This is a genomic window from Brevundimonas sp. 357 (assembly GCF_003938605.1).
GTDB lineage: Bacteria > Pseudomonadota > Alphaproteobacteria > Caulobacterales > Caulobacteraceae > Brevundimonas.
In genome coordinates this window covers 150,069-167,785 of sequence record NZ_RHWX01000003.1, presented here as the reverse complement: position 1 = coordinate 167,785, position 17,717 = coordinate 150,069, and the positions used below count along the sequence as shown (strand labels likewise).

Annotated in this window: 19 protein-coding genes; 11 read left to right on the top strand and 8 right to left on the bottom strand. The window is 66.8% G+C overall.

Going from position 1 to position 17,717, the window contains the following annotated elements:
* Nucleotides 1-75: 75 nt before the first annotated feature.
* The 3 genes from efp to EGK63_RS04165 all read left to right on the top strand — a co-directional run bounded on the left by efp (nt 76) and on the right by EGK63_RS04165 (nt 2,697).
* A complete protein-coding gene (gene efp / locus EGK63_RS04175; protein WP_125900057.1) occupies nt 76-642 on the top strand; it encodes an elongation factor P in 567 nt (188 codons plus the stop codon).
* A gap of 132 nt (nt 643-774) precedes the next feature.
* Complete coding sequence (locus EGK63_RS04170) at nt 775-1,581, top strand: inositol monophosphatase family protein (protein ID WP_125900056.1); 807 nt, start codon at nt 775-777, stop codon at nt 1,579-1,581.
* Between the two features lie 75 nt (nt 1,582-1,656).
* Entirely contained in the window at nt 1,657-2,697 is a 1,041-nt protein-coding gene (locus EGK63_RS04165; protein ID WP_125900055.1) for a glycerophosphodiester phosphodiesterase, read from the top strand.
* Nucleotides 2,698-2,725: 28 nt separating this feature from the next.
* On the opposite strand, the gene EGK63_RS04160 is transcribed toward EGK63_RS04165, so the two are convergent.
* A complete protein-coding gene (locus tag EGK63_RS04160) occupies nt 2,726-4,570 on the bottom strand; it encodes an ABC transporter transmembrane domain-containing protein (RefSeq protein ID WP_125900054.1) in 1,845 nt (614 codons plus the stop codon).
* A 132-nt stretch (nt 4,571-4,702) separates the two neighbouring features.
* On the opposite strand from EGK63_RS04160, the gene rpmE reads away from it, so the two are divergent.
* Together rpmE and EGK63_RS04150 are read left to right on the top strand one after the other, a co-directional pair.
* On the top strand, nt 4,703-4,927 hold the full coding sequence (rpmE, locus tag EGK63_RS04155; protein ID WP_003168899.1) for a 50S ribosomal protein L31: 225 nt from the start codon (nt 4,703-4,705) through the stop codon (nt 4,925-4,927).
* A 153-nt stretch (nt 4,928-5,080) separates the two neighbouring features.
* Complete coding sequence (locus EGK63_RS04150) at nt 5,081-6,637, top strand: murein L,D-transpeptidase (RefSeq protein WP_125900053.1); 1,557 nt, start codon at nt 5,081-5,083, stop codon at nt 6,635-6,637.
* Between the two features lie 43 nt (nt 6,638-6,680).
* Here EGK63_RS04150 and EGK63_RS04145 read toward each other — a convergent pair whose 3' ends face one another.
* Together EGK63_RS04145 and EGK63_RS04140 are read right to left on the bottom strand one after the other, a co-directional pair.
* Nucleotides 6,681-7,187, bottom strand: coding sequence for a DUF1465 family protein (locus EGK63_RS04145; protein ID WP_165906526.1), 507 nt, complete (start codon nt 7,185-7,187; stop codon nt 6,681-6,683).
* Nucleotides 7,188-7,293: 106 nt separating this feature from the next.
* On the bottom strand, nt 7,294-7,497 hold the full coding sequence (locus tag EGK63_RS04140) for a DUF1192 domain-containing protein (protein ID WP_024353289.1): 204 nt from the start codon (nt 7,495-7,497) through the stop codon (nt 7,294-7,296).
* A gap of 82 nt (nt 7,498-7,579) precedes the next feature.
* Between EGK63_RS04140 and EGK63_RS04135 the strand changes: the two genes are divergently transcribed.
* Entirely contained in the window at nt 7,580-8,563 is a 984-nt protein-coding gene (locus EGK63_RS04135) for an NAD(P)H-quinone oxidoreductase (RefSeq protein WP_207896335.1), read from the top strand.
* A gap of 57 nt (nt 8,564-8,620) precedes the next feature.
* On the opposite strand, the gene EGK63_RS04130 is transcribed toward EGK63_RS04135, so the two are convergent.
* On the bottom strand, nt 8,621-9,283 hold the full coding sequence (locus tag EGK63_RS04130) for a beta/gamma crystallin-related protein (protein WP_125900052.1): 663 nt from the start codon (nt 9,281-9,283) through the stop codon (nt 8,621-8,623).
* Nucleotides 9,284-9,499: 216 nt separating this feature from the next.
* Between EGK63_RS04130 and EGK63_RS04125 the strand changes: the two genes are divergently transcribed.
* On the top strand, nt 9,500-10,165 hold the full coding sequence (locus tag EGK63_RS04125) for a DUF1013 domain-containing protein (RefSeq protein ID WP_125900051.1): 666 nt from the start codon (nt 9,500-9,502) through the stop codon (nt 10,163-10,165).
* 78 nt (nt 10,166-10,243) lie between these two features.
* Here the strand turns inward: EGK63_RS04125 and EGK63_RS04120 are convergent, their stop codons facing one another.
* On the bottom strand, nt 10,244-10,417 hold the full coding sequence (locus EGK63_RS04120) for a YdcH family protein (protein ID WP_125900050.1): 174 nt from the start codon (nt 10,415-10,417) through the stop codon (nt 10,244-10,246).
* A 127-nt stretch (nt 10,418-10,544) separates the two neighbouring features.
* On the opposite strand from EGK63_RS04120, the gene EGK63_RS04115 reads away from it, so the two are divergent.
* From EGK63_RS04115 to EGK63_RS04100, 4 genes are all read left to right on the top strand, one after another.
* A complete protein-coding gene (locus EGK63_RS04115; protein ID WP_125900122.1) occupies nt 10,545-11,150 on the top strand; it encodes a UbiX family flavin prenyltransferase in 606 nt (201 codons plus the stop codon).
* A complete protein-coding gene (locus tag EGK63_RS04110) occupies nt 11,147-11,617 on the top strand; it encodes a TIGR02444 family protein (RefSeq protein WP_125900049.1) in 471 nt (156 codons plus the stop codon). The genes EGK63_RS04115 and EGK63_RS04110 overlap by 4 nt, the downstream gene beginning before the upstream one ends.
* 40 nt (nt 11,618-11,657) lie before the next feature.
* Nucleotides 11,658-11,882, top strand: a complete 225-nt coding sequence (locus tag EGK63_RS04105; RefSeq protein ID WP_125900048.1) for a YdcH family protein — start codon at nt 11,658-11,660, stop codon at nt 11,880-11,882.
* Nucleotides 11,883-11,951: 69 nt separating this feature from the next.
* A complete protein-coding gene (locus EGK63_RS04100; protein ID WP_125900047.1) occupies nt 11,952-12,215 on the top strand; it encodes a hypothetical protein in 264 nt (87 codons plus the stop codon).
* A 44-nt stretch (nt 12,216-12,259) separates the two neighbouring features.
* Here the strand turns inward: EGK63_RS04100 and EGK63_RS04095 are convergent, their stop codons facing one another.
* The 3 genes from EGK63_RS04095 to EGK63_RS04085 form a co-directional block, all read right to left on the bottom strand.
* Entirely contained in the window at nt 12,260-12,733 is a 474-nt protein-coding gene (locus EGK63_RS04095) for an Lrp/AsnC ligand binding domain-containing protein (protein WP_125900046.1), read from the bottom strand.
* Nucleotides 12,734-12,876: 143 nt separating this feature from the next.
* Nucleotides 12,877-14,676 (bottom strand): DUF885 family protein, encoded by a 1,800-nt coding sequence (locus EGK63_RS04090; RefSeq protein ID WP_243637560.1) that lies wholly within the window; start codon nt 14,674-14,676, stop codon nt 12,877-12,879.
* A gap of 82 nt (nt 14,677-14,758) precedes the next feature.
* Nucleotides 14,759-17,710 carry a TonB-dependent receptor domain-containing protein gene (locus EGK63_RS04085; RefSeq protein ID WP_125900044.1) on the bottom strand — a complete coding sequence of 984 codons (2,952 nt, stop codon included), beginning with the start codon at nt 17,708-17,710 and terminating at the stop codon, nt 14,759-14,761.
* Between the last annotated feature and the right edge of the window lie 7 nt (nt 17,711-17,717).

The following is a 17,717-nucleotide window of genomic DNA, read 5'->3' as shown; positions in this document are numbered from 1 at the left end:
GCTCGCCGCGATTTGGCGCGCCACGCCCTGGCGGTCGGCGCCTGCCGCCCCCCAGCAACGAGCCCTACGGTTCTCATGAAAATCAACGCCAACACCATCAAGCCCGGCATGGTCCTGCAACACAACGGCGGCCTGTGGGTCGTCACCAAGGCCAGCCACGTCAAGCCCGGCAAGGGCGGCGCCTTCGCCAACGTCGAGGCCAAGAACCTCGAAACCGGCAACAAGCTGAACGAACGCTTCCGCTCGGAAGACAAGGTCGAGCGCGTCACGCTGGAACAGCGCGACTACTCCTATCTGTTCGACAACGGCGAAACCCTCGTCTTCATGGACGACGAGTCCTATGAGCAGATCGAACTGCAAAAGGGCTGGGTCGGCGAAGACCGCATCCCCTACCTGCAGGAAGGCATGAAGGTCGTTATTGAATCGCACGAAGAGCGTCCGATCGGCCTGGAACTGCCGGAACAGGTCGTTCTGGAAGTCGTCGAGACCGAGCCGACCGTGAAGGGCCAGACCGCCTCGTCGTCCTACAAGCCCGCCAAGGCCTCGAACGGCATCCGCGTCATGATCCCCCCCTTCATGTCGACGGGCGAGAAGATTATCGTCGACACCTCGACCGGCGAATACGTCCGCCGCGCGGACTAACAAACGCCGTCATTCCCGGCCAAGGCCGGGCGCTGTAAAGACTACAGGGGCGCGGATGGTCCGCGCCCCTTTTGCTTCTCCGTCCATCCGGGCCGCAGGCTTTTGAGGATCGACGGATCAGGAGAACCGCCTATGGCCCTCGCTTCCGCCCTGCTCCAGGTCATGATGGACGCCGTCCGCAAGACCGCCCGCCCGATGCTCCGGGATTTCGGCGAGGTGTCCCAGTTGCAGGTGTCCCGCAAGGGCCCCGGGGACTTCGTCACCGCCGCCGACGTCAAGGCCGAGCAGACCCTGTTCGAACTGCTGCTGAAGGCCCGCCCCGGCTACGGCTTCCTGGGCGAAGAGCGCGGCATGGTCGAGGGCACCGACAAGACCCACACCTGGATCGTCGATCCGATCGACGGCACCACCAACTTCATGCACGCCATGCCCCACTTCGCCATCACGGTGGGCCTGGAGCGCAAGCATCCCGACGGCACGTCCGAGATCGTGGCCTGCGTCACCTACAACCCGGTCATGAACGAGATGTTCTGGGCCGAAAAGGGCAAGGGCTGCTACCTGAACGACACCCGCATCCGCATCGCCGGACGCGCCGACATGGCCGAGTGCCTGATCGCCACGGGCCTGCCCTTCATCGGCAAGACCGGCCACGGCCAGGCCATCAAGGACATCCACGCCGTCGGCCAGCGGGTCGCAGGCATCCGTCGCCTGGGCGCGGCCTCGCTGGACTTCGCCTGGGTCGCCGCAGGCCGCTACGACGCCTATTTCGAGCGCAACCTGCAACCGTGGGACGTGGCGGCAGGCATCCTGCTGGTCACCGAGGCCGGCGGCGTCGTCACCACCATCGATCAGGACGGCGACCCCATGAGCGGCAAGCAGATCGTCGCCGGCAACCCGGAAATCCAGGCCAAGCTGCGCAAGATCCTGCGCGAGGCGTAAGACATACAACCCTCTCCCGATGGGAGAGGGTCGCGTGATCACGCGCCTGTCACGTCCGCCCCCTACCCTTCGCGCATGATCGCCGCCATCCTGACCGCAGTCCTCCTGTCGTCGAGCCAACCGGCCATGCCCGCTCCCTCCGCCAAGCCGACCGTCATCGCCCATCGCGGCGCCTCGGGCGAGCGCCCTGAGCACACCCGCGCCGCCTATGATCTGGCCATCGAACAGGGCGCGGACTTCATCGAACCGGATCTGGTCATGACCCGCGACGGCCATCTGGTCGTCCGCCACGAGAACGAGATCAGCGAGACCACCAACGTCGCCGACCGTCCGGAGTTCGCTGCGCGCCGCACCACCCGCGACGTGGACGGCGTTCCCATCACCGGCTGGTTCACCGAAGACTTCACCCTGGCCGAGTTAAAGACCCTGCGCGCCCGCGAGCGCCTGCCCGCCCTGCGCCCCGCCTCGGCCGCCTATGACGGTCAGGAGCCGATCCTGACCTTCGACGACGTGGTCGAGATCGCGCGTGAGGCCAGCGCCCGCACCGGCCGCGTCATCGGCGTCGCGCCCGAACTGAAACACCCCAGCCATTTCGCCGCCCTCGGCCTGCCGATGGAGGACGCCTTCGTCGCCGCGCTGGAGCGCCACGACCTGACCGGCGCCGACGCCCCCATCCTGATTCAGTGCTTCGAGGTCGGGACGCTGGAGCGGTTGAAGGCGCGCATCGACGCGCCGCTGCTGCAACTGATGCAGGCGGGCGGCGGCCCCGCCGACCGGCCCGGCGCGACCTATGCCGAAATGGCGACGGCACAGGGCCTCGCGGAGATCGCCCGCTACGCCGAGGCGGTCGGGGTGCAGGATTTGATGGTCGTTCCCCGCGACGATGCGGGCCGTGCGCTGGAGGTGTCGCCCCTGACGAAGGACGCCCATGCGGCCGGCTTGAAGGTCGTGGTCTGGACCTTCCGAGCGGAGAACCTTTTCCTGCCCGCCCAATACCGTATCGGCGAAGCACCGGCCGACCACGGCGATCTGGCAGGCTGGCTGAAAGCCGTCTACGCGCTGGGCGTCGACGCCGTGTTCAGCGATTTTCCCGCCAGCGCCGTCAACGCACGCTAGCCCCTCTCCCGATGGGAGAGGGTTGGCGTCACGTCCCCTGAAACTGCAGCTTCGCCAGACGCGCATACAGCCCGCCCTTGGCCGAGAGTTCGGCGTGCGTGCCTTCCTCGACCACCTGGCCGCCGTCCATCACCACGATGCGGTCGGCGCGCAGCACGGTCGCCAGGCGGTGGGCGATGACCAGGGTGGTGCGCGCCTCCATCGCCTGATCCAGCGCGGCCTGCACCAGACGCTCGTTCTCGGCGTCGAGCGCGCTGGTCGCCTCGTCCAGCAGCAGGATCGGCGCCTCGCGCACCAAGGCCCGCGCGATGGCCAGACGCTGACGCTGGCCGCCCGACAGGCTCTTGCCGCGCTCGCCCAGAGGCGTGTCGAAACCTTCCGGCAGGGCGTCGATGAAGCCCAGCGCCTGCGCCTCGGCGGCGACCGCGCGGGCTTCGTCCAGCGTCGCGGCCTCGCGGCCGAAGCGGATATTCTCCAGCGCCGAGCCCGAGAACAGCGGCGCCTCCTGCGACACCCAGGCGAAGCGGTTGCGCACATCGACCGGATCGGCCGCGCGCACGTCCACGCCGTCCACCGACACCAGGCCCGACTGCGGGTCATAGAAGCGCAGCAGCAAGCGGAAGACCGTCGACTTGCCCGCCCCCGACGGCCCGACCAGAGCCACCGTCTCGCCCGGCCGCACGGTCAGGCTGAAGCCCTTCAGCGCCGGCAGGTCGGGGCGGCCCGGATAGGCGAAGTCCACCGCCGACATCGACACCTCGCCGCGCGGCGGCTGAGGCAGGGCGACCGGGCTGGCGGGCGGGGCGATGGCGGGGGTCGCCCGCATCAGTTCGTCGATCCGCTCCATGGCCCCGGCGGCCTTCTGGACGTCGCCCCAGCTTTCGCCCAAGGCGCCGACCGCGCCCGCCGCGAACACCGACAGCAGCACGAATTGCAGCAGGGCGCCCGGCGTCATGGTCCCGGCGATCACGTCCTGCGCCCCCAGCCACAGCACCAGGGTCACGCCGCCGAACATCACCATGATGATCATGGCCGTCATCACGCCGCGCGCCCGCATCCGCTTCAGCGAGACGCCGAACGCCTCCTCCACCGCCGCGCCGAAGCGGCCGATGGCGCTCTTTTCACGACCGAAGGCCTGCACCGTCTCGATGGCGTCGACGCTTTCGCCCGCAAAGCCCACTGCCCCGGCGAATGTGTCCTGCGACTGCACCGTCAGGCGGCGCACCACCCGGCCGAACAGGAACAGGGGCACGATCAGCACCGGCACGATCAGCAGCACAAACCCCGTCAACTTGGGACTGACGAAGAACAGCAGGATCACCCCGCCGATCAGGGTCAGGAAGTTGCGCAGCGCATAGCTGATAGAAGTGGTCAGCAGCGTATCCACCAACTGGATGTCCGTGGTCAGGCGCGACAGCACCTCGCCCGTGCGCATATGGGCGAAGAAGACCGGGTCCAGCGTCAGGATGCGCTGGAACAGCGCCGTGCGCAGATCGGCGATCATCCGCTCGCCCGTCTTGGTGACGTAGAAATAGCGCAGCGCCGTAGCCAGCCCCAGGATCACGGCGTTGAGGCCCAGGATCAGGAACCACTTGTCGATATTGGCGCCGCCGTTCTCGAACCCCTGGTCGATGGCGCCGCGCGCCGTCGCCGTCAGCGCCAAGGAGGCGACCGTCGATCCGATCAGCCAGACCGTGGCAATGGCCGCGTCCATCTTGTGCCGCCCCAGGAAGGGCAGCAGCCGTCCCAGGGGGCGGATGTTGCGGCTCTTGGCGCGCTTGCCGCCCGCCTCGTCCATCTGTTCGGCCAGAACGGCGCCGGCGCCGGGGCGGCCGGTCGGCTGGGAATGACGTTGAGGTTCAGCTTGGGTCATGGTCGCGCTCTTGCCCCGGAACGCCCCCCGGTGTAAACGCCGCCCCTCGCTCCCGTCGCGCTCTGCGGCGGGATTCTCTATTTACGCGCAGTGACGGTCGGCATCGTCGTCGCGCAGAGACGGACAAGATCGATGAAAGCGGACACGCACCCCGACTACCACTTCATCACTGTTGTGATGACCGACGGCACCACCTACCAGACCCGTTCGACCTACGGGAAGGAAGGCGCCACGCTGAACCTGGACATCGATCCGACGTCTCACCCGGCCTGGACCGGCGGCAACCAGCACCTGATGGACCGCGGCGGCCGCGTCTCGCGCTTCAACAACAAGTTCGGCGGCTTCATCAAGAAGTAAGTCACGCTTGGTGCGACAAGTTCGCCACAAAAGCGCCGGTCCCAGGACCGGCGCTTTTTTGTTGCCCGGAACACCGTTAACATGGGCGCGTTCGATTACTCGGGGCGTGGACGTTGGGTCCGGGCCGATATCGGACCACAAGAGTTACAGACGATGAACCGACGGGAATTGGGCCTTGGCGTCGCCACGACGAGCCTGACGCTGGCAGCCGCGAACGGGGCGCTGGCCCAGACGCGCACCACGGACCCTCAGATCTTCATCGCCGGCTTCGACGCCCAGGCCGGTCGCCTGCCCGCGGCCCAGCAGGCCGATGTCCGCGCCGTCTATCAACTGACCGGCGGCAAGCCGATCTGGACCGCTGACCGCCTTCGCCTGCTGCAGGAGGTCGCCGCCGGGGCCGAGCGCCACGGCCTGCCCGCCGGGGACTTCTTCGACTTCGTCGGCCTGGCCGCCGACCGCGAGACGGCTGAAATCCGCACCACCGCCGCCGCCCTGGCCTACGCCAGGGTGCTGAGCGAGGGCCGCGTCCGGCCCGAGACGGTCGAAGAGCTGTGGGAGATGCAGAAGAACAGCGTCGACCTGCCGCGCGGCCTGGTCGACGCCGTGGCCGCCAACAAGCTGAGCCAGTGGTTCGACGCCCTGCCCCCGACGGACCTGGGCTACACCAATCTGTCGGCCGGTTACGCCCGCTATCGCCGCATCGCCCGCCAGGGCGGCTGGCCCGCCTTCCGTATCGGCGGCACCATCGAGCCGGGGACCAGCGACCCGCGCATCCCGGCCCTGACCGCCCGCCTGGCCGCTGAAGGCGACCTGAGCGCCGCCGCCGCCGAACGACTGAAGGGCAACCTGTCCTACGGCCCGGACCTCGAGCAGGCGGTCCGCAGCTTCCAGACCCGCCACGGCCTGGGCGCCGACGGCCGCATCGGCGGCGCCACCCAGCGCTCGCTGACCGCCACCGCCGAGGATCGCGCCCGTCAGATCGCCCTGAACCTGGAGCGCCGTCGCTGGCTGAAGCGCGACCTGAATCCCGAGCGGATCGAGGTCAATACCGCCGCCGCCATCATGGTCTACTGGAAGGACGGCAAGCCTGTTCACTCCAACCGCGTGGTCGTCGGCACCGCCGCCAACCAGACCCCCAGCCTTGAAAAGCCCTTCGCCTCGGTCGTGGCCAACCCGCCGTGGACCGTGCCCATGGGCATCGCGCGTCGCGAAATCCTGCCCAAGGGCCCCGGCTACCTGGCCGCGAACGACATGTACGTCAACGCCGACGGCTGGGTGGTGCAACGCGCCGGTCCGAAGTCATCGCTGGGCAATGTGAAGTTCGAGCTGCAGGACAGCTACGCCATCTTCCTGCACGACACCCCGGCCAAGCACGCCTTCAACCTGTCGGTGCGCCAGCGCAGCCACGGCTGCGTGCGGGTGCAGGACGCCATCGGCTTCGCCCGTCTGCTGCTGTCGCCCGATCCCGAGCGTCTGGCCCTGTTCGACACGGCCCAGGCCAGCGGCGAGACCAAGCGCGTGACCACCGGTCGCAACATCGGCGTGCGCCTGCTGTACTGGACCGCCTTCGTCGACGGTCAGGGCCGCGTCGCCTTCCGTGAGGACGTCTATAAGCGCGACGCCAAGCTGGCCGACGCCCTGGGCATCGCCGTCAACCTGCCCCAGGTCATCGCCGACGCGCCGATCGATCCGGATGAAGTGACGCCGTAAGACGCCCTGCCTTCTCCTCCCCGCTTTCATGGGGAGGAGAAACTCAGCCGAAAGCGGCGCGCAGCAGGTCCATCTGGTTCAGGACGGGGTTGGCGGGCGCCTCGGCGGGCTCGACATACATCTGGCGGTCCAGATGCAGCACACGGTCGTACAGCTTCTCCGCCCGCACGGCGTATTCGATCAGGGCGATCGGCAGGTCGCCGCGACGCGGCTCGGCGTCCATGCGGCGATCGGCCAGGCGATAGCGGGGGTCGCCCGCCGCCTCGGCGCTCATGTCCTGCTCGCGCACGGCGCGCTGGACCAGCAGCCACGAGGCGATCTGCATCAGCCGCGTGGTCAGCTTCATACTCTCGCCCGCATAGGACAGGGCGGCTGCGCGCGACAGCAGGCGGGAATCCTGCCGTCCGTCGCCATCCAGATAGGCGGCGGTCTCCTCGACCAGTTCCATGCCTTCGCGGAAGGTGCGCTCGAACAGCTCCGAGCGTGCGAAGTCCAGCACTTCGGCGCCGGCGAGGCGCGCCGGGGTCAGATCGGCTTCGATGGCTGTCACGGGCGTCTATCCATGCATCTCATGCATCCGCTGGGTGCAATCGTCATGCCACGGAAGCTGATTCTGCGGGAGAGGGCCGTCGAAACCGTCCCCAACCGTCCGCCCCTCAGCGGAAGTTGAACAGCGCGTCGGCCGCGCTGCGCTGCGAGGACTTGCCGTCGATCGCCGCGCGGGATCGCGCGATCTCGGCCTCCAGGGCGGCGATCCGCTCCTGCAGTTCGTCCACGGCGTAGAGGTCCAGGTCTTCGCGCCCCAGAGCGGAGAGGGCCTCGCCGCGCTGCGGCCGGGGCTCCAGATCTTCGAAACTCATCCTCGCCTCCTTAGCCATTCCGAGCATGACCTCCTATGTGAACGCCGCATTGAACCGGAATGCAAGCCAAGGGAGCGCCGCCATGTCCGTCGCCATGAAGGCCATAGAGATCGAGAACGGACGCGGCCCCGCCGACGCCCTGCGCCTGGCGACACGCCCCCTGCCCGCGCCTGGGCCCGGCGAGATCCGTATCCGCGTGCGGGCGGCCGGCGTGAACCGCCCCGACATCGTTCAGCGCGAGGGGCGCTATCCGCCGCCGCCGGGCGCCTCGGACATTCTGGGACTGGAGGTCGCGGGCGAAGTCGACGTCGTGGGCGAAGGCGTGACGCGCTGGGCCGTCGGCGACCGGGTCTGCGCCCTGCTGGGCGGCGGCGGCTACGCAGAGTACGCCGTGGTCGACGCCCGCCACGCCCTGCCGATTCCCGACGGCCTCGACTTCACCCAGGCCGCCGCCCTGCCCGAGACCGCCTTCACGGTCTTCGCCAACGTCTTCGAGGGCGGCGGGCTGAAGGCGGGCGAGACCCTGCTGATCCACGGCGCCACCAGCGGCATCGGCGTCATGGCCATACAGATGGCCAAGGCGGCCGGCGCCCGCGTCATCGCCACCTCGCGCGGCGCCGCCAAGGCCGAGGCCGCCCGCGTCCTGGGCGCCGACGTCAGCCTGAACGCGACCGAACACGATCTGGCCGCCGCCATCCAGGAGGCGGGCGGCGCCGACGTGGTGCTGGACATGGTCGGCGCGGCCTATGCCGAGCTGAACCTCAACGCCCTGAAGCCCGGCGGACGCTGGGTGGTGATCGCCACCCTGACCGGAGCCAAGGCCGAGGTCGATCTGATGCGGATCATGCTGAAGCGGATCATCCTGACCGGCTCGACCCTGCGCAGCCGCCCGGCCGACGAAAAGGCCCGCCTGGCCGCCGCCGTCGAGGCGACGGCCTGGCCTTGGGTCAGGTCCGGCGCCGTCAAGGCTCAGGTCGAGGCGACCTTCCCCCTGGCCGAAGCCGCCGCCGCCCATGCGCACCTGGAAGCGGGCGCCCACGTCGGCAAAGTCGTGCTGCTGCCCTAAAAGAAAAGGGCGGGAAGCCGCAGCCTCCCGCCCTCGCCTTCCGAACAGGCCGGCGCTTTACCAGCGACCGCCGCCGCGCGCCGGGCGCAGAGACGAAATCCGGTCGTTCATGCCCGTATTCCCCAGGTTACGCATGTCGCCGCTGACAATCTCGCAACGGCCGCGATAGTTGGCGTCCTCGCAGACTTCCCAGGTTCCGCGCGACAGGCGGATCGAGCTGATCGCGTCATTCATGCCGACGCTGCGCAGGTTCGGCACCTCGCTACGGAAACTCATCGACTGACCGCGGTAATCGGCGTCGCGATAAACGGTGATCGAAGACCGGCTCCAGCCGCCGTTGCCGGGACGGCCATCATCCCAACCGCCGCCGGGACGCCCCGGACGACCGTCATCCCAGCCGCCGCCCGGACGGCCGGGACGGCCGCCGTTCTCGAAATCGCCCTGGAAGCGGCCGCAGACCAGACGCCCGTCGCGGTTGATGATTTCCTCGCTGGAGCAGCGCGCCAGCTCAATCGAGGTCTCACGCATATTGCCCCGCATATCGCGGCAATCGGCGTAGAGGCGCCCCTGATTGACATACGACCCGGAGCAGCTCTGCGCATACGACCCACGCGGCGCGCCACGCTGCATCACCTGCGCCTCCGCCGTGCTCACGTTTATGGCGGAGAAGCCCCCCGCCGTCATGGCCAATCCCGCCGCTGCAATCACGAACTTCTTCATGACACGGTCTCCTTCGAGGTTTCTCTCGGCGCACAACGCGCCCTGGCCCCCTATGTTCATCACGACAGATGAACCTTCGCTGTATGACAACGACAGACGACGTTTTCATTTCGACCGAGATCACCTATAAAGGCCTTCTCGCGCCCGGCCGAAAAGGTCGGGCGCCGTCGATTCAAACGCCCGTTTTTCGGGCCGCAACCGCCGGGATCCATGCCCATGACCGACATCCTGATGCCCAAGGCCACCGCGGTCTGGCTGGTGGACAACACCTCGCTCTCGTTCGAGCAGATCGCCGACTTCTGCGGCCTGCACCCGCTTGAGGTGCGCGGCATCGCCGACGGCGACGTGGCGCGCGACATCCGCGGCGCCGACCCCATCGTCAACGGCCAACTGACCCGCGAAGAGCTGGACAAGGCCCAGAACGACGAGAACTACCGCATGAAGGCCGTGGTCAGCCGCCACGCCGAACTGCTGAAGCCCGCCAAGTCGGGCCCGAAATACACGCCGGTCTCGCGTCGTCAGGACCGCCCGGACGCCATCATGTGGTTCGTCCGCAACCACCCGGAAGTGACCGACGCCCAGATCGCCAAGCTGCTGGGCACCACCAAGGCCACCATCGAGAGCGTGCGCAACCGCACCCACTGGAACTCGGCCAACATCAAGCCCGTCGACCCGGTGACGCTGGGCCTGACCGGCCAGCTGCAGCTGGACGAAGTGGTGCGCAAGGCCGCCGACAAGAAGGCCAAGGACGACGCCAAGAACGGCGTCCTGCAACCCATCGAGCCCGAGGCGGAACCGGAAGTCGCCGTGGAAGAGCCCGAGGAAGAATACGGCCTGGGCGCCGAACCCACCGCCGAGTCGGTGTTCGGCTCGCGCGACTGATCCCAGACAGCGGCTAGAGACAAAACGGCCCCGGAAGATCGCTCTTCCGGGGCCGTCGTCATTTCAGGTGGGAAACCGTCAGTGGCTTCGGGCTTCCAGACTGTTGATCTCTTCCTTAAGTCGCAGTTTTCGCTGCTTCAGCTCCCTGAGGTGTGTCGGGTCCGCGGTGGGGCGTCGCATCTCCTGCTGGATAGTGTCATCCAGCGACCGATGCCGATTACCCAGTTCGCGAATACGAGCCTCGATGGTCATGGCTTGCGCCTCCATGTCTAAGGGACCACTACACTGAGCGCCCGGTTCGACGGGGTGTGGAATCACATTGCAGTGACCCCGCGCCGTTCCGGACACGGACAGGTTGGAGGCGAATTTGGCCGATGTTGTGAACACGACCGTTCGGGCGCCGGCGCCCCTTCGGCTAGTCGTTGGAATCTCTGGCGCTTCGGGCGTCGTCTATGGCGCGCGCGTGCTGGACGCCCTGCGCGAACTGGGGGTCGAGAGCCACCTGGTCGTCACCCGCGCCGCCCTGCTCACGTTGTCGCAGGAGACCGATCTCAGCCCTGACGACCTGACGGCCAAGGCGGATGTGGTGCATCGGCTGAACGATGTCGGGGCCACCATCTCCTCCGGCTCCTTCCGCACGCTCGGCATGATTGTCGCCCCCTGTTCGGTGCGGACGATGAGCGAGATCGCCACCGGCGTGACCTCGACCCTGCTGACCCGCGCCGCCGATGTAACGCTGAAGGAGCGCCGCCCCCTGGTGCTGATGGTGCGCGAAACGCCGCTGCACCTGGGCCACCTGCGCACCATGACCGCCCTGGCCGAGATGGGCGCCGTCATCGCCCCGCCCCTGCCCGCCTTCTACGCCAGGCCCGACAGCCTGGAGCAGATGATCGACCAATCGGTCGGGCGGGCGCTGGACGTCTTCGGCCTGGACTGGTCCGCCGTGCGCCGCTGGGAAGGCCTGAAGGGCGGAGCCGAGGCATGAGCGACGATCTGTGGACCTGGGCCTGCGCCGCCTACGCCGCGCCGGGCGTGGCTGACGCCTGCCTGTCGCTGCAGGACTATCACGAGCAGAACGCGCCCCTGCTGCTGTGGGCCGCCTGGACCGCCGCCACGGGCCGCCGCCCGGACGAAGAAACCATCGAGGCCGCCTGCGACACCGCTCGCGCCTGGCAATCCACGACCATCGCCCCCCTGCGCGCCGTGCGCCGCACGCTGAAGACGCCCGTGCCAGACCTTGAGACCGACGCCCGCCTGGCCGTGCGCGACCAGGTGAAGGCCATCGAACTGGCCGCCGAGCGCTATCTTCTGGAGAGCCTGCAGGCCCTGTCTCCGGAACCTGCCGGGACGCCGCACCCGCCCATCGACGCCATGGCCGCCGCCGCCCGCCTGTGGGACCGCGTGGTGCCTCGCCCAGCGCTGCGAACCCTGGCCGACCTGCTTCCGGCCTGACGCCAGCTCGGCTATAACGTCACCGCTGCGGGGCCTGACGATGAACGACGACGAACCTTACCTGTCCGAAGAAGACAAGGCGCTGCGCGCGCAGCTCTCCCTGCTGTTGCAGGAGCACGCGGACCTGGACGCCTCCATCGAGGCCCTGGCGCTTCTGCCCGCGCCCGACCAACTCATGATCGCTCGCCTGAAGCGCAAGAAACTGGCTCTGCGCGACGACATCGTGAAGCTGCAGGATCAGATCCTGCCCGACATCATCGCATAACGTCGGTCATTGACTCTTGTGTCGTTAACGGTGGAGATGACATCGCCACCCACTGGCAGGAGAGAACCGATGCGTTTGCGTAAGATTCGTAGAGCCGTGCTTCTGGCGACCGTCGCAGCGGCGACGTCATTACTGTCCGCCGGAGCCGGGGCGCAGTCCCCCGGCATCATGTACCATCGCACCTTCTACAGCGACGCCACGCTGACAGTTCAGGTGGGCTGGTATATCGACCGCTGCTCCAACGGGCGCGTCGTTGCGGCGCCGGTTCACGGGACCACCTCGGCCTATTACACGCTAGAGGCGGTCGGCAGTTGCCCCGGCGGTTACTGGTGAATCTGTTGCGGAGGCGGTTCAGCGCCGCCTCCGCCAATCCTTGCTTACAACGGCAGGACCGAAGTGTCCTTCACCTCTTCCATCACCGCATAGGTGCGGGTTTCGCGCACGCCCGGCATGGTGATCAGGGTATCGGCCAGGAAGACGCGATAGGCGGCCATGTCCTTCATCCGCACCTTGACCAGATAGTCGAAACCGCCAGCCACCATATGGCACTCCAGCACCTCGGGCGAGCGGCGGATGCGATCGGCGAACTGATCGAAAATGTCCGAGGTCGTGCGGTCAAGCAGCACCTCGATGAAGATCAACAGTTCCCGCTCGGCGAACTTCGGGTCAATCAACGCCGTATAGCCGATGATCACCCCTCGTTCGCGCAGGCGCCGCACCCGCTCGAAGCAGGATGACGCCGACATATTGCATGCCGACGCCAGATCCTGATTGGTGATCCGCCCGTCCTGTTGCAGCACCCTCAGAATGCGGCGATCCGCATCGTCCAACTTGTAATCCGCTGCGCTCATGCGCGGCTCCCCCTTACGCATTTACCTACTCCGAACTGTGTCAAACCGCCTGCCGATCCGCAATGGATCAGCAGGCGGCGGGACCGGCGACCTGGGAGGAAAACCACCGGTCGAAAACAACGCCTCTTGCGCGTCCTCGCGCCTTACTCTGCTCGGCGAGCGGCGGCGGCGGCCTGCTTGCTCTCGGCGATGAAGGCTTCCATCTCGGCGGTCATGGCCGGAATGGTGGCGACGCCCAGGGCCAACAGGTGATCATGGAAGGCCTTGATGTCGAAATCCGCCCCCAGCTCCGCCTCCGCCTGACGACGCAGACGCACGATCTCGATCTCGCCCAGCTTGTAAGCCAAAGCCTGCCCCGGCCAGGTGATGTAGCGGTCGATCTCCGTCCCGACTTCATGATCAGACAGGGCCGTATTCTCGCTCAGGAAAGCAATCGCCTGATCGCGGGTCCAGCCCTTGGAATGCAGGCCGGTGTCGATCACCAGCCGCGCCGCTCGCCACATCTCGTAATTCAGGCGGCCGAAGTCCTCATAGGCGTCTTCGTAGATGCCCATCTCGACAGCCAGCTTTTCAGTGTACAGGGCCCACCCCTCGCCAAAGGCCGAGATGCCCGCCTGCGAGCGCCACTCCGGCAGCTTGGCGTGCTCGCGACGCAGGACGCCATGCCAGGCGTGGCCGGGATTGCACTCGTGCACCGTCAACGCCGGGATATTGTAGCGCGGTCGCGACGGCAGGTCATAGGTGTTCAGCAGACACGTCCCGTTACCGCCCCGCCCAGCAGTATAGAAGGGTGCGATGGCGTCCGGCACCGGCACCAGACTGAAGGTGTCGCGGGGCTTCAGGTTGAAGTACTGCCCCATCTTGCCGTCGACCTTCTTGATCACCCAGGCGCCGTGCCACAGCAAATGCTCGGGCTTTTCATACTGGAATTGAGGATCGGTCTTCAGGAAGGTGATGAACTGCGCAAAATCACCCGTGTAGCCCGTGCTGCGCATCACCGCTTCCATCTCGGCGCGGATGCGCGCGACTTCGGCGCGGCCAATCTGATGGATCTGATCCGGCGTCAGGTTGACGCTCGTGTATTGGCGGATTTGCGTCTGATAGAAGTCGTCGCCGTTCGGCAGGCGGTTGGCTCCCAGGGTATCTCGCGCGCCCGGCACATATTCATCGCGGATGAAGCTCAGCAAGGTGCGGTGCGCCGGCACGACCTGCTGCTGGATCACCTGGACGGCGGCGGCGCGAAGACGCTGCCGCTCCGCCTCAGAGACCGACTGCGGCATGTCGATGAAGGGCTTGTAGAAGGGATTGGCCTGCGGATCGGCCGGTTCCGTCACCGCCAGGATCGACACGTCCCGCCCGACCAGGGAGGCCTTGGGCTGGGTGAAGCCGCGCGCCAGACCAGCCCGCATGTTGACGATCTGCTGATCGAAGTAGCGCGGCGTGTCGCGCAGTTGCGACAGATAGCGTTCATAGTCCTCCACCGAAGTGAAGGTCTGGTTGGCCATGCCCGAGATCGACGACCAGAAGGAACTGTCAGAATTGAAGGGCATCTCGTACAGGCGATGCCGCCCGTCATCGACGTAGTTGTCGATCTGATGCCTATAGACCGCGTAGTTGGTGCGCTCGGACGGCGACAGTTGATCCAGGGAGATGGCGTTCAGGCGGTTCTGGATATCGGTCCAATAGGCCAGGCGACGCTGCTGGGTCGCGGCGCTGACGTCCGGCAGGTTGGACGGCTTGGAGGCGCGCGACGGCATCTCCTTCTGACGCCAGGCGTATTCCTCTTCAGCGATGGCGCGGAACTGGGCGTCCACGGCGGCGGCGCTCGTCGCCGAAGCCGACGCGGGCGCCGAGGCGACGGCCGTCGTCGGCAGGGCGGCGAAAGCCATCACGCCCACGGCGGCGGCGATGGCGCTGTACGCGGTCAGGGTCTTCAACTGCATTCTCCCCCAATAGATCATGCGGACGCCCGCAGGCCGCCCAGAGCGAGAAGCCGCCCGTGACCGGACGGCTTCCCTATTCGGATCAGAACCGGGCGTTCACGCCAATGTAGGCATAGCGGCCCAGGTTGTTGTAGATGCTTCCGTTGAATCCGGTGTTCAGTGAGGTGCCGGTCCAGGTAAACGGCGTCTGCGGCGGTTCTTCATTGGTGAAGTTGTTCACCCCCGCGAAGATCGAATACTTGTCGAAGCGATATTCAGCGCGCAGGTCATGAGTGATCCACGACGGCGCCTTGTAGGGCTCATAGGCGCCCGCCGGATCCTGGTTGCTGCGGACCATGCTGCCCAGATACTGGTTGGCGTAAGACAGCGCGACCCGATCATAGTCCCAGGTGACGCGGAAGTTCATGCGACGCTTGGGATTGGGCAGTTCGCCCGCCTGCTCGTCCCGCACGCTGGCGTCGCCCGGAACCGGGTCGTAGGTCAGCTCGTCCAGGAAGCCGGCCGCCGCATTGAATGACAGCGAGCCATAGTCCGGCAGCCCCAGCTTAGCCAGGTCGGTGCGATAGGACGCGGTCACGTCCCAGCCCGAGTTGGTGTACTCGGCCACATTCAGAACCTGGTTCAGAACGCGGGTGATGTTGCCGTCCGAACCCCGCGATACGCTAGCGCAGAACGGGTTGCTCAGGCTCGGGCTGTCGACACAGTTGTTGATGATGTTGCGCCAGCCCAGCGAGGCGATCACGTCGCTGATCTCGATCTCATAGCGGTCGATCGTCAGGGCCAAGCCCGGCAGGAACGACGGCGTCAGCACCACGCCCATCGTCAGGGTCTCGCCCTCTTCCGGGTTCAGATCGGGGTTGCCTTGACTGACCACAGGCCGTGTCGCGGTCGACTGTACGAAGTTCGGGCTCAGCCCCAGCGCCGCGCAGTTCGCCTTGCGATTGGCCGACGCGTTGCCCAGGTTCAGTCGCGTCGCGTCGCAGGGATCCTCGATTTGGCTGTAGCCTTCGCTGCCGCCGCCGAACAGTTCGTTGATGTTGGGCGAGCGCACCGCCTTGGCGTAGTTGCCGCGGAAGCGGATGTCGCGGTTGACCGTCCATTCCAGACCCAGGCCATAGCTGCTGTCGCCGCCCGTGGTGGTGTAGTCCTGGTAGCGATAGGCCGCCGTCAGATCCAGGTACTGCACGAACGGGACATCGGCCAGCAGCGGCAGGTTGATCTCGCCGAAGATCTCCTTGGACTCATAGCGCCCTTCAGTGATCTGCTGGGCGTTCTGGAAGATCAGCCCCTTCTGCGAACGTTCGTCCGGCACTGAACGAGCGTATTCCTTGCGCCACTCGACGCCCGCCGCAAAGGCGACCGGCAGGCTGGTCCCGCTGAACAGCGACGGATAGGAGAACAGCTCCCCGTTGACGCTGGCCACCGCGTTCCACTGGCGCGTCACGTCGTCCCGGACGGTGTAGATATAGGAGTAGTCGATCGCCTCCTGCGAGGCGATTCCGGCCCCGAACAGGTTCAGCGGCTGACAGCCCCGGGCCCGCGCATCTTCGCTGCGACAGACGATCTGACCGTTCAGATTGATCGCATCGATCGACTCGTAGAACTCCTTTTGCAGTCGATCGAAGTTGGTGAACTGCGACTCGGTCTGGCCGTAGTTGACGTAGGCTTCGAACCGCCAGCCATTGCTGAAGGCTCCGTCGATCCCGGTCACGAAGCGGGTGGTGTCGTACACGCTCTCATAGGTGCGGATGCCGAAGTCGCGGTCGTTGCGGGTAATGTCAAAGCGCGCGACCCCGGCGGCGGTCAGCATGGCCCTCAGATCGCTGGGCAGGAAGGCGTTGTCAGCCTCAATGCGATAGGCGTTGCCCGTCACCAACTTGCTGCCGTCCACGTCGCCGGCGAAGGTGCCGTTCTCGCGCTGGCTGGTCGCCTCGGTGTGGAAATACTTGCCCTCGGCGAACAGGTTCAGCTCGCTGATGAAATCGCCCGACGGCTGGAACTGGTGGCGCAGCTGCAGCTCGCCGCCGTAGCGCTCGACCGGAGTACGCAGGGCGTCTTCGCGGAACTTGAATCCGTCGCCGCCGATCGAGACCTTCTGCGGGCGCCCCGCGCCATCGACCACCACCTGGCCGCGATCGAAGGGAACCAGCTTGCCATCGGGCGTGAAGGTCAGGCTGTAGGCCGCATTGCCGCCGATCGGAGTGACGATCACCGGCGTGAAGCTGTCGTTGGTGATGTTGGTATAAACGTCCCGCGCCATGATGAAGGACGGCAAGCCGTCGTCCGGGCTCTTCTTGTTCGGGTTCGGGATGTAGGCCAGGCCGCTCATCGCGTAATCGCGTTCGTGGCGGTACAGACCCTCAGTCTGGTCGTAGGTGGCGGCGGCCATGATGTTGGTGCGGCCGTCGTTGAAGTTCCGCCCCACTGCGATCGAGCCGTAATAGGTGTTCGGGCCGTCGGCCGAACCGTACTGGGCCTGCGCGGCGATACCGTCGAAGTCCTGCTTGGTGATGAAGTTGACCACCCCGGCCACGGCGTCGGCGCCGTACACCGCCGACGAGCCCCCCGTCACCGTATCGACGCGGGCGATGGTGGTCTTGGAGATGGTGTTGACGTCCACGGCGCTGGTGCCGCTGGACCCGGCCACGTGACGACGGCCGTTGACCAGGACCAGCGTTCGGCTGGAGCCCAGATTGCGCAGGTTCAGCGTCGCCAGGCCCTGGCCCGCGACCGTATTGGTCGTGCTGGACGCCGAACTGCCGAGGCCGACCTGCGGCTGGCGGGCCATGGCGTCGATCAGGTTGGTGACGCCGATGTTCTCGATTTCCTGAGCGTCGACGACGTTGACCGGGGTCGACGCCTCGACGTTCGGACGCCGGATGCGCGAGCCGGTCACCACGATGTCGGCGACGGCGCTGGCTTCCGGTTCCGGGGCCGGGACTTCGGATTGCGCCCGGGCGGGCTGGGCGGCGGCGGCCGTGACGGCCAGACCGGCGATCATCGTGCCGGTCTTCAGGTACGCAGACAGTCTCATTGGATCA

What these genes read in the sequence shown, in the direction of transcription:
- EGK63_RS04105 (WP_125900048.1), top strand. Translation starts at nt 11,658, where the DNA reads ATGAACGACGACGAACCTTACCTGTCCGAAGAAGACAAGGCGCTGCGC.
- EGK63_RS04120 (WP_125900050.1), bottom strand. Translation starts at nt 10,417, where the DNA reads ATGACCATCGAGGCTCGTATTCGCGAACTGGGTAATCGGCATCGGTCG.
- EGK63_RS04090 (WP_243637560.1), bottom strand. Translation starts at nt 14,676, where the DNA reads ATGCAGTTGAAGACCCTGACCGCGTACAGCGCCATCGCCGCCGCCGTG.
- EGK63_RS04170 (WP_125900056.1), top strand. Translation starts at nt 775, where the DNA reads ATGGCCCTCGCTTCCGCCCTGCTCCAGGTCATGATGGACGCCGTCCGC.
- EGK63_RS04165 (WP_125900055.1), top strand. Translation starts at nt 1,657, where the DNA reads ATGATCGCCGCCATCCTGACCGCAGTCCTCCTGTCGTCGAGCCAACCG.
- EGK63_RS04135 (WP_207896335.1), top strand. Translation starts at nt 7,580, where the DNA reads ATGTCCGTCGCCATGAAGGCCATAGAGATCGAGAACGGACGCGGCCCC.
- EGK63_RS04085 (WP_125900044.1), bottom strand. Translation starts at nt 17,710, where the DNA reads ATGAGACTGTCTGCGTACCTGAAGACCGGCACGATGATCGCCGGTCTG.
- EGK63_RS04100 (WP_125900047.1), top strand. Translation starts at nt 11,952, where the DNA reads ATGCGTTTGCGTAAGATTCGTAGAGCCGTGCTTCTGGCGACCGTCGCA.
- efp (WP_125900057.1), top strand. Translation starts at nt 76, where the DNA reads ATGAAAATCAACGCCAACACCATCAAGCCCGGCATGGTCCTGCAACAC.
- rpmE (WP_003168899.1), top strand. Translation starts at nt 4,703, where the DNA reads ATGAAAGCGGACACGCACCCCGACTACCACTTCATCACTGTTGTGATG.
- EGK63_RS04130 (WP_125900052.1), bottom strand. Translation starts at nt 9,283, where the DNA reads ATGAAGAAGTTCGTGATTGCAGCGGCGGGATTGGCCATGACGGCGGGG.
- EGK63_RS04125 (WP_125900051.1), top strand. Translation starts at nt 9,500, where the DNA reads ATGACCGACATCCTGATGCCCAAGGCCACCGCGGTCTGGCTGGTGGAC.
- EGK63_RS04140 (WP_024353289.1), bottom strand. Translation starts at nt 7,497, where the DNA reads ATGAGTTTCGAAGATCTGGAGCCCCGGCCGCAGCGCGGCGAGGCCCTC.
- EGK63_RS04095 (WP_125900046.1), bottom strand. Translation starts at nt 12,733, where the DNA reads ATGAGCGCAGCGGATTACAAGTTGGACGATGCGGATCGCCGCATTCTG.
- EGK63_RS04160 (WP_125900054.1), bottom strand. Translation starts at nt 4,570, where the DNA reads ATGACCCAAGCTGAACCTCAACGTCATTCCCAGCCGACCGGCCGCCCC.
- EGK63_RS04150 (WP_125900053.1), top strand. Translation starts at nt 5,081, where the DNA reads ATGAACCGACGGGAATTGGGCCTTGGCGTCGCCACGACGAGCCTGACG.
- EGK63_RS04110 (WP_125900049.1), top strand. Translation starts at nt 11,147, where the DNA reads ATGAGCGACGATCTGTGGACCTGGGCCTGCGCCGCCTACGCCGCGCCG.